The organism is Rhodococcus koreensis (genome assembly GCF_017068375.1).
Taxonomy (GTDB): domain Bacteria; phylum Actinomycetota; class Actinomycetes; order Mycobacteriales; family Mycobacteriaceae; genus Rhodococcus_F; species Rhodococcus_F koreensis.
In genome coordinates this window covers 8,188,426-8,202,432 of sequence record NZ_CP070609.1, presented here as the reverse complement: position 1 = coordinate 8,202,432, position 14,007 = coordinate 8,188,426, and the positions used below count along the sequence as shown (strand labels likewise).

The window sequence follows — 14,007 nt, the reverse complement described above, 5'->3', positions numbered from 1 at the left end:
GTCCCGCCGGCAGATCGTGCCGGAGGACCCGCCTACTTGTCGGCGTGTGCGTCGGGCTTGGCCGCCGCGGCGTCGCCCTTCGGCTCCGGCTTGGCGTCCACCCCGGACTCCTTGCGCTGCTGCGCGGTGATCGGAGCCGGAGCACTCGTCAGCGGATCGACGCCGCCACCCGACTTCGGGAACGCGATGACCTCACGGATCGAATCGACACCGGCGAGCAGGGCGGTGATGCGGTCCCAGCCGAACGCGATGCCGCCGTGCGGCGGGGCGCCGAACGCGAACGCGTCGAGCAGGAAGCCGAACTTCTCCTCGGCCTCCTCGTGGGAGATGCCCATCACCTTGAACACTCGCTCCTGAATGTCCTTGCGGTGGATACGAATACTGCCGCCGCCGATCTCGTTGCCGTTGCAGACGATGTCGTAGGCGTACGCGAGCGCGGACCCCGGGTCGGTGTCGAACGTGTCGATCGACTCCGGCTTGGGCGAGGTGAACGCGTGGTGCACCGCCGTCCAGGCGCTGTAGCCGAGTGCGACGTCGCCGCTCGCGGTGGCATCCGCCGTCGGCTCGAACAGCGGTGCGTCGACGACCCACACGAAAGCCCAGGCGTCCGGGTCGATGAGGTTCTGCTTGCGGGCGATCTCGCCGCGCGCGGCACCGAGCAGCGCCCGGGACGACTTGGTGGTGCCGGCGGCGAAGAAGATGCAGTCGCCCGGCTTCGCGCCGACGTGCGCGGCGAGGCCCTCACGTTCGGCGTCGGTGAGGTTCTTGGCCACCGGTCCACCGAGGGTGCCGTCCTCGCCGACGAGCACGTAGGCCAGGCCCTTCGCCCCGCGCTGCTTCGCCCACTCCTGCCAGGCGTCGAGCTGCTTCCGCGGCTGGCTCGCACCGCCGGGCATGACCACCGCCCCGACGTATTCCTGCTGGAAGACCCGGAACGTGGTGTCGGTGAAGAATTCGGCGCACTCGACCAGTTCGACACCGAAGCGCAGGTCCGGCTTGTCGGAACCGTAGCGGCGCATCGCCTCGGCGTACGTCATCCGCGCGATCGGCGTCTTGATCTCGTGCCCGACCAGCTTCCACAGCGAGGCCAGCACCTCCTCGGCGAGGAGGATGACGTCGTCCTGGTTGACGAAGCTCATCTCGATGTCGAGCTGAGTGAACTCGGGCTGGCGGTCCGCGCGGAAGTCCTCGTCGCGGTAGCAGCGCGCGATCTGGTAGTAGCGTTCGATGCCACCGACCATGAGCAGCTGCTTGAACAGCTGCGGGCTCTGCGGCAACGCGTAGAAGCTGCCCGGCTGCAGACGCGCGGGAACCAGGAAGTCGCGGGCGCCCTCCGGCGTCGACCGCGTCAACGTGGGCGTCTCGACCTCGACGAACTCGTGGTGTGCGAGCACGGCGCGGGCCGCGGCGTTGACCTTGGACCGCAACCGGATGGCATGGCCGGGGCCCTCACGGCGCAGGTCCAGGTAGCGGTACTTCAGGCGCGCTTCCTCACCGGCCTGGTCATCCAGCTGGAACGGCAGCGGCGCGCTCTCGTTGAGGACCTCGAGGTCGGTGACGTTGACCTCGATGGCCCCGGTCGGGATCTCGAAGTTCTGGTTGCCCTCGGGACGCACCTCGACCACACCGGTGACCTTGACGCAGTACTCCGCGCGCAGACGGTGAGCCTGCTCGGCGGCGGCACCCTCCCGGAACACCACCTGGGACACGCCCGACGCGTCACGTAGATCGATGAAGATCACCCCGCCGTGATCACGACGCCTGGCAACCCAACCGGTGAGGGTTACGGTCTGCTGGGCCTGCTCGGCTCGCAATGAACCGGCGAGATGTGTGCGCAGCACGGGATTCCTTTCGAAACATGGGGCAAGCTACTTCGTTGGCTGAGATCCTACGGAGACACCGTGCGTGAGCGGAAACGCATACCCGCTTCACGTGCGAGGCTCGATCGGCACGCACCGGAAAACTGACGAGAAAGCGAAGACACATGACCTTCAACGAGGGCGCCCGAATGGACTCCGGCCGGGTGTCGACCGGAGGTGGGGGCGGCGGTGGCCTCGGCGGCAAGTTCGCGTTGGGCGGCGGCGCCGGCGGGCTGATCGTGCTGGTTCTGGCGCTGCTCCTCGGTGGCGATCCCGGTTCGCTGCTCGGCGGTCTCAGCGGTGCCACCGAGTCCGGCCAGAATTCCGGCGCGGGCCTCGAAGGGTGCGAGACCGGCGCGGACGCCAACCGCGACGTGAACTGCCGGGTGGTGTTCACCGCGGGCAGTCTCGACTCGGTGTGGGGACAGGAACTCGCGCAACAGACCGGCACCGCGTACGTGCCGCCGGAAGTCGTGCTGTTCTCCGGTTCCGTCAGCACCGGCTGTGGCAACGCCACCAGCGAGGTCGGGCCGTTCTACTGCCCGGCGGACTCGACGGCGTACTTCGACACCAGCTTCTTCCAGCTCCTCGTCGACCGCTTCGGGTCCAGCGGCGGCCCGCTCGCGCAGGAGTACGTCGTGGCCCACGAGTTCGGCCACCACATCCAGAACCAGCTCGGCGACATCGGACGGGCACAGGCCGACCCGCGGGGCGCCGACTCGGCCGCGGTGCGAACCGAACTGCAGGCCGACTGCTACGCGGGCGTGTGGGCCCACTATGCCGACACCCTCCCCGGCCCCGACGGCGGACCACCGTTCCTGAACACCCTCACCGACACCGACATCGACGACGCCCTCTCCGCCGCATCCTCGGTCGGCGACGACCGGATCCAGCAGTCCGCGGGCGCCCGGGTGAATCCGGAGGGCTGGACACACGGCTCCTCGCAGCAGCGCCAGAAATGGTTCGCCACCGGATACCGGACCGGCCAGGTACAGGCCTGCGACACCTACTCGGCACGCGATCTGAACAACCCGCCCGCGCTCCGCTGACCGGAATCCGCCCGACAAATTTTTTTGTCTTGACAGAATTTACTGTCGGTGCGACAGTGGACGCATGTTGGACCTAGCAGTGATCGATCAAGCGGCCGCCGCCGAGATCTCCCTGGACCCGGTCCGGGCGCGGTTGCTGGCGGCGCTCGCCGAACCCGGTTCGGCGAGTTCCGTCGCCGTGCAGGTGGGATTGACACGGCAGAAGGCCAACTACCACCTCCGGGCGCTCGAGGAGCACGGCCTCGTCGAACTCGTCGAGGAACGCAAGAAGGGCAACGTCACCGAGCGGCTGTTCCAGGCCACCGCGGCGTCGTACGTCATCTCCCCCGCCGCGTTCGCCGCCCTCGCGCCCGATCCCGACCGGGCACCGGACCAACTGTCGGCCCGCTGGCTGGTGGCACTGGCCGCGCGACTGGTGCGTGAGGTCGGCGAGTTGATCGCCGGCGCCACCGCGGCGCGTCAGCCGCTGGCCACCTTTGCGATCGACAGCGAGATCCGGTTCTCGTCGGCGGCCGACCGGTCCGCGTTCGCCGACGAACTCGGCGAGTCCGTGAAGAACCTGGTGTCCCGTTACCACGACGAGAACGCCCCGAACGGGCGCAGGCACCGCCTCGTCGTCGCACTGCATCCGAGCCTGAAAACACCGCCCGCGCAAGCGAAGTCATCCGACAACCGCCACGAGGAGAGCTAGCCATGTCGAAGAATTTCGAGATCCGTCGCGAAGTCGTCCTGAACGCCACCCCCGAGGACGTGTTCGCCGCCGTCACCACCGGCACCGGCGGCTGGATGTTCCCCACCGAACTCGATCCCGGGGTCGGCAGCGAGGGGCCGGACGACCCCGCCGTCATCGCCTGGGAGCCGCCGCAGAAGTTCGCGGTCCGCCAGGAGGGCCCTGACGGCTGGTTCAACGCTCTCGAGTACCTCATCGAGGCGCGGGACGGCGGCACCGCGGTGCTGCGCTACGTGCACAGCGGCATCTTCACCGACGACTGGGACGCCCAGTACGACGGCGCCGACAAGCACACCACGTTCTACCTGCACAGCCTCGGCCAGTACGTCCGGTACTTCGCGGGCCGCGCAGCCACCTACATCGCGACCGGCGGCCCGGCGGCCTCCGCCGATCCCGGCGCGATGATCACGCTCCGCGGCGCGCTCGGCTTGTCCGACACGTCGACCGCCGGCGACACCGTCACCGTCGACGTCCCCGGATTCGGCACAGTGGACGGCGTCGTCGACTACCTGACGCCGCACTTCATCGGCATCCGGACCGCCGACGCGCTGTACCGGTTCTACGGTCGCAACGCATTCGGCGGAACGGTCGACGCGGCGCACCACCTGTTCGCCGCGGGCGCCGACCAGGAGAAGTCGCAGGACGCGTGGACGTCGTGGCTGGACGACGTCTTCGCGTGACTCTCCGTGGTGCCCGAGTTCAGGAGGCCGTGAACTCGCCTGTCCCCGGAATGTTCGGCGTGCTCGGGGTGATCTCGACACGGACGCGACCCGCCCCCGGATCGAAGTAGACGGCTGTCGGAGCCTCCGGACCGTCCCATCCGCTCAACGCCCATTGCTTCGTTCCGGAGGCGCCGGTGTCGAGGTTGCGCCAACGCAACGTTCCGTCGACCATGCAGACCCGGGAACTGCCCACGAAATGCGTCCTCAGCATGACGTAGTTCGGCCCGTACGGCCCCGGGTAGCCGGACGACGCCTGGGCGTCGATTCGGCCACCGCACACGCTGATGTCGCCGGGGTTCAGACCGTGCCCGATCGTGAACGTGGGTGTCAGCGTCGCCGTATCCGCAACGGCAGCAGTGGGTGCGCCGATCAGCGCGGCAGCGGCGAGCGACGCCACCACCGCCGAACGGCCTACCAGATTTCCCACAGTCATGGCGCTCCTCGGTCGTGTGCGGCGGGCGAACCCCTCCCCCGTGTGTCTCCCGGGAATGCGGGGCGCGTTACGCGTCCGCACCGCCGGGGTCGACGTATCGTTCGTCGCGCGATCCATCCGGGCCTACGGCGCGGCCGATCAGCCGGTGGAACGGGCCTCAGAAGAGGGTGAGCGCCGGTCCGGGACGACCCGCCCCGACCAGTTCACGGCGATCCGGTTCGGGTTGTCCGGCCTCCCGGTGTTTCGCACCGCCGCCGAGACCGTATCGGTCGACGAGTGGGTCGACTCGCTGCCTCAGCCACGACTTGTATTCGGGCGGAACGTAGGCCGCCCGCCCGTACAACTGCCGGTACTGACGGACCAGCGCGGGATGCTCCGTCGACAGCCAGTTCATGAACCAGCCCTTCGTGCTGCCGCGTAGATGCATCGGAAAGACGGTCACGCCCGAGGCGCCGGCATCGGCGATCGATTCGAGCAGGCCGTCCAGGTGCCGCACCGAATCGGTGAGGAACGGAATGACGGGGGCCACCATCACATTGCACGGCAGCCCGGCGTCGGTGATCGCCCGGATCAGATCGAGGCGCGCCTTCGGGGTGGGTGTTCCCGGCTCGATCGACTTCTGGAGGTCGGGATCGTGGATCGCCAGCGAGACGCCGATGCTCACCGGGACCTGCCGGGCGGCGAGAGTCAGTAGCGGGAGGTCGCGCCGCAGCAGCGTCCCCTTGGTCAGAATCGAGAACGGGGTCGCGGATTCGGCAAGCGCGCGAATGATGCCGGGCATCAGACGGTACCGGCCCTCGGCGCGCTGATACGGATCGGTGTTGGTGCCGAGCGCCACGTGTTCACGCTTCCACGACCTGCGCCCCAACTCCTTGCGCAGCACCGCCGCGACGTTGGTCTTCACGACGATCTGGCTGTCGAAGTCGCGGCCCGCGTCGAGGTCGAGGTATTCGTGGGTGGGCCGGGCGAAACAGTAGCGGCACGAGTGCGAGCACCCGCGAAAGGCATTGACGGTGAACCGGAATGGTAGTTGCGACTCCTCGGGCATCTTGTTCAGCGCGCTCTTGCAGAGCACTTCGTGAAAGGTGATGCCGTCGAACTCGGGTGTCTGCACGCTCCGCACGAGTCCGGCGCGTTCCAGCCCCGGCAATGCACCGTCGTCGGCGTCGACCGCTTGCCCATCCCACCTCATGAGTACATGCGAACATTTGTTCTAACCGGTGTCAAGACTTCGCACCGGGTGGACACGAGATCGTCACCGTCGACCGCGCTGGTGAGCGCCGGATCGGGGCTTGCGACAATGTCGCTCATGTCGAACAGAAACAACGTCTCGTCCGGTTCCGAGTGGGAAGGCAAGATCGGCTATTCCCGTGCCGTGCGTATCGGGCAGCTCGTGTCCGTGTCGGGCACCACCGCGTCGGGTCCCGACGGCCCCGTCGGCGGAGATGATCTCGCAGAGCAGACCCGCGAGGCGCTGCGCCGAATCGAGGCGGCGCTCGCGGAGGCCGGCGCGAGCACGACCGACGTGATCCGCACCCGCATGTATCTCACCGACATGAGCCGGTGGGAAGAAGCGGGCATCGCACACGGCGAGGTCTTCGGCGAGATCCGTCCCGCCACGACAATCCTCGAGGTCAGCGCGCTGATCGCCCCCGGCCTGCTCATCGAGATCGAGGCCGACGCCGTCATCGGCGACTGACCGTCCGGGGAGGCGGCACCACGCCGACGAGCCCACGTCCGCCTCCCCGCCTACCAGTGGTCCACCGGAAGTACCCACTCTTCGACGACATTGGGTGAACAATTGTCGCGGTGAGCCCCCTGGGACGAATCGGTCGAGCGCTCCTCGCGTTCGCGCTGGTCGTTGTCATCGGCACGGTCGGATACATCGTCCTCGGCTTCGGGCTCCTGGACGCGCTCTACCAGACCGTCACCACGATCACGACCGTCGGATTCCGCGAAGTACATCCGCTCAGCCGCGTCGGAGAAATATTCACGATCATACTCATCCTTGCGGGGGTGGGCACCGCGCTGTACATGTTCGGCGTCCTCCTCGAGGCGCTCATCGAGGGCCACCTACGCCACCACATGGAGAGACGGCGAATGGATCGACGCATCAGCCGGATGACCGGCCACATCATCATCTGCGGATGGGGCCGGGTGGGTACTGCGAGCGCGCAATACCTCACCTCACTCGGCCGCGAGATCGTCGTCATCGACCGCGTACCGGACAGACTCCGAGATATCGAGCATCCCACCGTCATCGGCGACGTCACCGACGACCGGACCCTCGAAGCAGCCGGGATCGCGCATGCACACGCCTTGATCTCCGCGCTCGACACCGACGCCGACAACGTGTACGTCACGCTGTCGAGCCGGGCATTGCGCCCGGATCTCATCATCATCGCCCGCGCCCGGAACGAGGGGTCGATGTCCAAACTGGTACGCGCCGGCGCCAACCGGGTTGTAAACCCGCAACTGATCGGCGGCCGCCGAATGGGTTCCTTTGCACTGCAACCCCACGTGGCCGAATTCTTCGATGTGGTGATGCACGACGAAACCCTCGACTACCGAATGGAAGAGATCACCGTCGGTTCCGCTTCACCCTGGGTGGGATACACGCTCGCGCAGATGGGACTTCACGTAAGCGGCGCACTGCTGCTTGCGATTCGCACCGTCTCCGGTCAGTTCGTCGCCAATCCGGCGCCCACTATCCAACTCGAACCCGAAACGATCCTCATCGCTCTCGGAACCCCCGACGAACTCGATGCGGCACGCCACCACGTCAACCCGTAACTCCCTGCGCGGGTTGATCACCGGCCTACCCGAGGGCTCACACCGAACCGATGTGGGCGGCTCTCGAGGGGTCACCTCCCTGTGTTCTCTGCCGAAACAACCTCGGCTTCATCAGGTTTCCCAACGATCCGGACTCGACGAACTCGGTCGCGGCCGCGGAGTGACAGATTCCGATCGAGGTCGACGGCCTCCGCCCCGCCCTTCCCCGGCGTCACCGTCCTGACCATCCGGGTTGGCCGGAGGAGGACACACATGCGATGAATGCGCGGGGTGAGGCATCGCCCATGAGAGGCCGCGCGGCCGGTTGGTCACCCGTCACGTTGTGGCGGATGCGTGTCATTCGCGCCCCAACCGCGCCGAGTGGCCCGATAATCGGGCGAGCACCGGTTGCGTCGTTGCCGGTGCATCGTCGCAGGAGGTGCCGAATTGCAATCCAGGACCGTTCTCAAACTCACCGGCGCCACGGTGGCCGCGGGAGTGCTGCTGGCCGGGGTGATGTTCCCGATCGCCGCCGGGCTGGGGTACGCATCCAACCGCGCCGCCGACAGCGTCGGTAACTCCTCGGCCGAACTGGCCGACGGGGTGGTGCCTGCGGTGACGACCATGACCGACGTCACCGGCAACCCGATCGCCTGGCTGTACGACCAGCGCCGATTCGAGGTCCCGAGCGACCAGATCTCCAACGACATGAAACTGGCGATTCTCTCCATCGAGGACAGACGGTTCGGCGAACACCAGGGGGTGGACTGGCAGGGCACGATGCGGGCGTTCTTCACCAACACCACCAGCGGTCAGATCGAACAGGGTGCCTCGACGATCAATCAGCAGTACGTGAAGAACTACCTGCTCCACGTGGTCGCCAAGACCGACGGCGAACGCCGGGCCGCGATCGAGACCACGCCGGTCCGCAAGATCCGCGAGATCCGGATGGCGATGACCCTCGACCAGGAACTCTCCAAAGAGGAAATTCTCACCCGGTATCTGAATCTGGTGCCGTTCGGCAACGGTTCCTTCGGTGTGCAGGACGCCGCCCGCACGTACTTCGGCATCGACGCCAAGGACCTGAACCTGGAGCAGTCGGCGATGCTCGCGGGCATGGTGCAGTCCAGCTCCGCACTCAACCCCTACACCAACCCGGAGGGGGTGTTCGAGCGCCGCAACGTCGTCCTGGACACCCTGGTCGTGAATGTTCCGGACCGGGCCGCCGAGATCCGCGCCCTGAAGGAGACGCCGCTCGGGGTGCTCCCGAAACCGAACAACCTGCCCCGCGGATGCATCGCCGCCGGCGACCGCGGGTTCTTCTGCGACTACGCGTTGCAGTACCTCCAGAACGCCGGACTGTCGCGGGAGCAACTCGAAAGGGGCGGCTACCTGATCCGCACCACCCTCGATCCGGCCGTACAGGGATCGGTGAAGTCGGCGGTGTCCACCTACGCCGACCCGAAACTCCCGGACATCGCGAGCGTGATGAACGTCGTGCAGCCCGGGCAGGACCAACACCGAGTCCTGGCGATGGCGGGCAGCCGCAACTACGGCCTGGACGCAGCCGCCGCCGAGACGGTGCAGGAGCTGCCCTATTCCCTCTCCGGGCACGGCGCCGGATCGGTGTTCAAGATCTTCACCACGGCAGCGGCCATGGAGAAGGGGCTGCGTCTGAACGCGATCCTCGACGTACCGGGCCGGTTCGATGCCTACGGGATGGGCGACGGCGGCGCGCCCGGGTGTCCCGGCGGCGCCTACTGCGTGCAGAACGCCGCCCCGTATCCGCGGGCACTGTCGCTCACCGACGCCCTCGCCCAGTCACCGAACACCGCGTTCGTGAAACTTCTCCAGGCCACCGGGGTCGATGCGACGGTGGACATGGCGGTACGCCTCGGCATGCGGTCCTACAACGAACCGGGCACGTCCGGGTTCGGGGACCAGAGCCTGGCCGACATGCAGAAAGACCAGAATCTGGGGTCGTTCACCCTCGGCCCGGTGTGGATCAATCCGCTGGAGCTGTCGAATGTCGCCGCGACCCTGGCCTCACACGGCAAGTGGTGCCCGCCGAGCCCGATCGACTCCATCGTCGACCGGCAGGGCCGGCCGGTCCCGCTCACCCAGCAGGCGTGTGAGCAGGTCATCGATCCCGGCCTGGCCGACACCCTGTCCAACGCGCTCAGCAAGGACGACCTGCCCGGTGGCACGGCGTCGGCCGCGGCCGGCGCCGCCGGGTGGAAACTGCCGATGTCCGGCAAGACCGGGACCACCGAATCGCACATGTCGTCGGCTTTCGTCGGGTACACGAACAACCTGGCCGGCAGCGTCTACGTGTTCGGGGACACTCCGACCCCCGGCCAGATCTGTACCAGCCCGCTGCGCGCGTGCGGGGACGGAAACCTGTTCGGCGGCACCGAGCCGGCCCGCACCTGGTTCACGGCGATGATGCCGATCGCGAACAACTTCGGCCCCACCGCCCTGCCTCCGATCGACCCGCGCTACGCCCGCTGACCGGGTGGTGTGGAGGCCCGCGACGACCTGAGCGGGCCTCCACCCCTGTGCGGTTCAGCGCCACCCGGGTTCGGCACGCCGCCCCTCAGGTGTGCGCCCGCAAGAGTTCGTCGCGGGTGCCGGGCATGCCGCTGCTGCCCCGATCGGTGCTTTTGACTGCCAGAATCTGGTTGATCCCGAGCCGGTTCGCCGAGAAGGCCAAGGCCGCTCCGGCCATGTACAGCCGCCACACCCGTGCCCGCCCGGCGCTGCTGGAGGCCACCGCCTCGTCCCAGTTCGCCTCCAGGTTCGCCACCCAGGCCCGCAGGGTCAGCGCGTAGTGCTCGCGCAGCGACTCGACGTCGCGCACCTCGAAGCCGGCACCTTCGAGCGCGTCGATCATCGGTGCCATCGGTTCGATTTCACCGTCGGGGAACACATAGCGATCGATGAACGACGTCGTGGAGAAACTGTCCGCGGTCTTGCGTGGTCGCCGCGAGATCGCGTGGTTGAGCAACCGGCCCTCCGGGCGTAACAGTGCGAACAGGTCCGCAGCGTAGGTCGCCAGCATCGTTTCGCCGACGTGTTCGGCCATGCCGATGCTCGAGATCGCGTCGTAGGGGCCGTCCGCGACGTCGCGGTAGTCCTGGACCCTGATCTGCACCAACTCCCCCACCCCGGCGTCGACCATCCGTTTGGCGGCGTAGTCCGCCTGCTCGTGGGACAGGGTGACACCGACGACGTGCACACCGTAATGACGTGCCGCGTGCAGCGCGAAAGTCCCCCACCCGCAGCCGACGTCGAGTACCCGCATCCCCGCGGTCAGTCCGAGCTTGCGGGCCACCAGATCGCATTTGGCGTACTGGGCCGCGTCCAGATCCCCGCCCGGCTCCGCCCAGTACGCACACGAGTAGGTCATCGACTCACCGAGCACGAGTCGATAGAAATCGTTGCCGACGTCGTAGTGGTGGCTGATCGCGGCGGCGTCCCGGGCCTTGTCGTGCCGGCGCCCGCGCGCCAATTTCATCTCCTCCGCCGGCGGCTTCGGTGGCAGCCCGACGATCCCCAGGCGCAGCGCCGCCGTCACCAGTGCCTTCTTCGTCTGCCCGTCGATCCGCACACCGGGGCCCCGGCTCGGGTCCGCCACCTCCTCCAGCGCGTCCAGTCCGGCGAGCAGGTCACCCTCGATGTCGATGTCGCCGGACACGTAGGCCCGGGCGAAACCGAGATCGTTCGGCGCCCACAGCAACCGCCGCAGACCCCGCCGATTGACGAGGTGCACCTGCCACGGCGCGTCCGGAGGCCCACTGCGACTACCGTCCCAGCACCTGATCCCCACCGGGACCTGTGTACCGAGCACCGCGCGAACCAGCGGAGCCACCGTGTCAGCGACCGTCATACCCACCTCCGTCGAAGTGTGGGTCCGGCGTGCGCACTTCATGCCGCTCGCCGTGACCCACAGGCCTGTCAACCCACAAACGTCCCACAATCCACCTCGTCGACCATATCGATGGAACGTCCGTCGCCGCAGACCATCACACCAACTACTGCTACCGATTCGGGCGCCGCGATTCTCGAATCTCGCCGCCCGCACGCCTGGGAACGACTAGGTGAATGTCGGTGTTCTCTGCTCGTCTCGCCGACGACCCTGAAGTGGTCGCCCAGGTCGCCTGGACCGCCGACACAGCGAAAGGACTCTCCGTGCCACCTGACACCTCCGCTGCAGCCGGACGGAACCCTCCGGAGGAAGCACGTGCACAGCTACTGTCCACCGCGGACCCCTTCACGCCCAGCGGCAACGTCACACACGATTCCGGTGACTGGCAGGCGCGTGCCGCGTGCCGCGGTAACGATCTGGCAGTGTTCTTCGCCCCCGATGCCGAACGCGGAAACGCCCGTGCCCGGCGCGAAGCGCAGGCCCGGCAGATTTGCCTGCCCTGCCCCGTGCTCGAACAGTGCCGCGATCACGCGCTCACGGTGGGTGAACCCTACGGCGTGTGGGGTGGTATGACGGAAACGGACCGGCGAAGGCACACCAAGCGACTCCGCGGCGGTGAGCGCCGTCCACTCGGTTCCCAGCACCCGCGCCCCGGACGGACCTCGCGATTTGAGGCAAACGCCTCATGCGACGACGGAACCGGCGGACCGATGATCAGGGCATGACAAAGCGAGTTCAGGAATCACGGAAATCACCGGTCACGACCGAATCGGCGTTCGAACCACCGACCGTCGGGCGGGTCGGTATTTGCCTGTCGGATCACGCACCTGAAGTGGCGGACGGCGGGCGGGTCGATGCGGTCGACGTGAGCAGGAGTGTCGGGGGGCGGCAGATCCTCCAGGAGCTGTCGCTATCGGTCGAACCGGGCGAGTTGGTCGCCATTGCCGGCGGCAGTGGAGCAGGAAAGAGCACGTTGCTGGAAATCCTCGCCGGACTGCAACCACCGTCGGCCGGGGAGGTTCGGCACGACGGCGTCGTTCGCGGGGCCCGGGTCGTCGCCGATTCGCGTATCGGCTACGTACCCCAGGACGACATCATCCACCTCGAGATGCCCCTACGCCGCACGCTGCGGTACGCGGCGCGGCTCCGGCTGCCCGCGGGCACGTCGGCGGCCGAAGCGGACCGGATCGTCGACGAGACCATGCAGGACCTCGACCTGGCCGATCGGGCCGAGGTGCCGGTCCGTGCGCTGTCCGGCGGCCAACGCAAGCGGGCCAGTATCGCCGTGGAGCTACTCACCCGGCCACGCCTCTTCTTCCTCGACGAACCCACCTCCGGGCTCGATCCGTCGACCGCAGCCGACGTGATGCGCCTGCTGCACCGACTCAGCCGGCGCGGGGTCACAGTCGTCCTCACGACACATGAGCCGGCCGGCATCGACCGGTGCGACCGGGTGGTGTTCCTGGCTCGCGACGGCCACCTGGCCTTCACCGGCAGCCCGACCGAGGCTCGACGCTACTTCGGTGTGGAGGATCTGGCCGAGGTGTACGACCGGCTGGCACGCGAGCACACCCCTCAGATCTGGGCGGAGCGATTCGCGGACAGCGGTGAGAATTCGGACGCCCGGCCCGGCTCGGCACCACCGCCCCTCCCGGCCACCCGTTCGGACGTAAAACGCACGGGCATGGTGCAGCAATGGTGGCTCCTCACACGACGCAATGTCGACGTTCTCCTTCGCAACCGGCTGACCCTGGCGGTCTTGCTCGGCTCACCGGTGCTGGTCACGGCGATGATGGCGACGCTGTTCCAGCGCGGCGCGTTCGATCCGCGCAGTGCGGCCGACCTCGGCCCCGCCCAGATCGTGTTCTGGATCGCCTTCGCGGGCTTCTTCTTCGGCCTCACGTACGGACTGCTCCAGATCGTCGGGGAGATGGCCGTCTTCCGGCAGGAGCGCCTGGCCGGGCTCAGCGTGAGCGCCTACGTGGCATCCAAGGTGACAGCGCTGCTTCCGGTGCTGGCGGGAGTGAGCGGGCTGCTGCTCGGTGTTCTGCGGGCGCTCGGTCGGCTCCCCGCGGTCGGATGGCACGTGTACGCCTTCCTGTTCGTGACGATTGTGATCGAAGCGACGTCCGCGCTGGTCCTCGGTTTGCTCGCCTCGGCCGCGGTCTCGAACGCCGCGCAGGCCGCCCTCGCCCTGCCGATGCTCTGCTTCCCTCAGGTTCTGTTCGGTGGCGCCATAGTTCCCGTTGACGAGATGGCCGTCCCGGGACGCCTGATGAGCCTCGGCCTGTCCAACCGCCACGCATTCGAAGCATTGGGTCGCGACCTGGATCTCGACCGGTACAGCGCCACGGTGCCGGCCATGTCCGCCTACGGCGACACCTTCCGGGGTGGCACCGGCGGCAGTCTCCTCGCGCTCGCCTCGTTTGCCGTGGGCCTCACACTCGCCACGGTGTGGGTACTGGACCGGCGGTCCCGGCCCGGCGCATCCCGGCGATGACGGCCCGGCACGGT

The 14,007-nt window shown here is 67.8% G+C and carries 12 protein-coding genes; 8 read left to right on the top strand and 4 right to left on the bottom strand.

Annotated features, from left to right (window positions below; translation table 11 throughout):
- Window positions 1-32: 32 nt before the first annotated feature.
- Complete coding sequence (aspS, locus tag JWS14_RS37320) at window positions 33-1,841, bottom strand: aspartate--tRNA ligase (protein ID WP_072942177.1); 1,809 nt, start codon at window positions 1,839-1,841, stop codon at window positions 33-35.
- A 143-nt stretch (window positions 1,842-1,984) separates the two neighbouring features.
- On the opposite strand from aspS, the gene ypfJ reads away from it, so the two are divergent.
- The 3 genes from ypfJ to JWS14_RS37305 all read left to right on the top strand — a co-directional run bounded on the left by ypfJ (window position 1,985) and on the right by JWS14_RS37305 (window position 4,318).
- A complete protein-coding gene (gene ypfJ, locus JWS14_RS37315; RefSeq protein WP_072942179.1) occupies window positions 1,985-2,908 on the top strand; it encodes a KPN_02809 family neutral zinc metallopeptidase in 924 nt (307 codons plus the stop codon).
- A gap of 64 nt (window positions 2,909-2,972) precedes the next feature.
- Window positions 2,973-3,599 carry an ArsR/SmtB family transcription factor gene (locus JWS14_RS37310; protein WP_206015412.1) on the top strand — a complete coding sequence of 209 codons (627 nt, stop codon included), beginning with the start codon at window positions 2,973-2,975 and terminating at the stop codon, window positions 3,597-3,599.
- A gap of 2 nt (window positions 3,600-3,601) precedes the next feature.
- Window positions 3,602-4,318: an SRPBCC family protein gene (locus JWS14_RS37305; protein ID WP_072942183.1), complete on the top strand. Its 717-nt coding sequence runs from the start codon at window positions 3,602-3,604 to the stop codon at window positions 4,316-4,318.
- Between the two features lie 19 nt (window positions 4,319-4,337).
- On the opposite strand, the gene JWS14_RS37300 is transcribed toward JWS14_RS37305, so the two are convergent.
- Both JWS14_RS37300 and JWS14_RS37295 read right to left on the bottom strand, forming a co-directional pair.
- Window positions 4,338-4,793 (bottom strand): hypothetical protein, encoded by a 456-nt coding sequence (locus JWS14_RS37300; protein ID WP_206015411.1) that lies wholly within the window; start codon window positions 4,791-4,793, stop codon window positions 4,338-4,340.
- A gap of 157 nt (window positions 4,794-4,950) precedes the next feature.
- Window positions 4,951-5,985, bottom strand: a complete 1,035-nt coding sequence (locus JWS14_RS37295) for an Rv2578c family radical SAM protein (protein ID WP_095860637.1) — start codon at window positions 5,983-5,985, stop codon at window positions 4,951-4,953.
- 108 nt (window positions 5,986-6,093) lie between these two features.
- On the opposite strand from JWS14_RS37295, the gene JWS14_RS37290 reads away from it, so the two are divergent.
- The 3 genes from JWS14_RS37290 to JWS14_RS37280 all read left to right on the top strand — a co-directional run bounded on the left by JWS14_RS37290 (window position 6,094) and on the right by JWS14_RS37280 (window position 10,076).
- Window positions 6,094-6,492, top strand: a complete 399-nt coding sequence (locus JWS14_RS37290; protein ID WP_072942187.1) for a RidA family protein — start codon at window positions 6,094-6,096, stop codon at window positions 6,490-6,492.
- A 110-nt stretch (window positions 6,493-6,602) separates the two neighbouring features.
- The gene (locus JWS14_RS37285) at window positions 6,603-7,586 is read left to right on the top strand and encodes a potassium channel family protein (RefSeq protein ID WP_206015410.1); all 984 of its coding nucleotides are present in this window, start codon (window positions 6,603-6,605) and stop codon (window positions 7,584-7,586) included.
- Window positions 7,587-8,012: 426 nt separating this feature from the next.
- The gene (locus JWS14_RS37280) at window positions 8,013-10,076 is read left to right on the top strand and encodes a transglycosylase domain-containing protein (protein WP_072942191.1); all 2,064 of its coding nucleotides are present in this window, start codon (window positions 8,013-8,015) and stop codon (window positions 10,074-10,076) included.
- 85 nt (window positions 10,077-10,161) lie between these two features.
- On the opposite strand, the gene JWS14_RS37275 is transcribed toward JWS14_RS37280, so the two are convergent.
- Window positions 10,162-11,454 (bottom strand): SAM-dependent methyltransferase, encoded by a 1,293-nt coding sequence (locus JWS14_RS37275; protein WP_095860639.1) that lies wholly within the window; start codon window positions 11,452-11,454, stop codon window positions 10,162-10,164.
- Window positions 11,455-11,819: 365 nt separating this feature from the next.
- Here JWS14_RS37275 and JWS14_RS37270 point away from each other — a divergent pair, with 365 nt between their 5' ends.
- Together JWS14_RS37270 and JWS14_RS37265 are read left to right on the top strand one after the other, a co-directional pair.
- On the top strand, window positions 11,820-12,218 hold the full coding sequence (locus tag JWS14_RS37270) for a WhiB family transcriptional regulator (protein WP_206016260.1): 399 nt from the start codon (window positions 11,820-11,822) through the stop codon (window positions 12,216-12,218).
- Window positions 12,215-13,993 (top strand): ABC transporter ATP-binding protein/permease, encoded by a 1,779-nt coding sequence (locus tag JWS14_RS37265; protein ID WP_241031564.1) that lies wholly within the window; start codon window positions 12,215-12,217, stop codon window positions 13,991-13,993. The genes JWS14_RS37270 and JWS14_RS37265 overlap by 4 nt, the downstream gene beginning before the upstream one ends.
- Window positions 13,994-14,007 lie beyond the last annotated feature (14 nt).

Excerpts from the sequence above, each read along its gene's own strand:
- ypfJ (WP_072942179.1), top strand. The coding sequence starts at position 1,985 with ATGACCTTCAACGAGGGCGCCCGAATGGACTCCGGCCGGGTGTCGACC.
- JWS14_RS37310 (WP_206015412.1), top strand. The coding sequence starts at position 2,973 with ATGTTGGACCTAGCAGTGATCGATCAAGCGGCCGCCGCCGAGATCTCC.
- JWS14_RS37305 (WP_072942183.1), top strand. The coding sequence starts at position 3,602 with ATGTCGAAGAATTTCGAGATCCGTCGCGAAGTCGTCCTGAACGCCACC.
- JWS14_RS37300 (WP_206015411.1), bottom strand. The coding sequence starts at position 4,793 with ATGACTGTGGGAAATCTGGTAGGCCGTTCGGCGGTGGTGGCGTCGCTC.
- JWS14_RS37295 (WP_095860637.1), bottom strand. The coding sequence starts at position 5,985 with ATGAGGTGGGATGGGCAAGCGGTCGACGCCGACGACGGTGCATTGCCG.
- JWS14_RS37290 (WP_072942187.1), top strand. The coding sequence starts at position 6,094 with ATGTCGCTCATGTCGAACAGAAACAACGTCTCGTCCGGTTCCGAGTGG.
- JWS14_RS37275 (WP_095860639.1), bottom strand. The coding sequence starts at position 11,454 with ATGACGGTCGCTGACACGGTGGCTCCGCTGGTTCGCGCGGTGCTCGGT.
- JWS14_RS37265 (WP_241031564.1), top strand. The coding sequence starts at position 12,215 with ATGACAAAGCGAGTTCAGGAATCACGGAAATCACCGGTCACGACCGAA.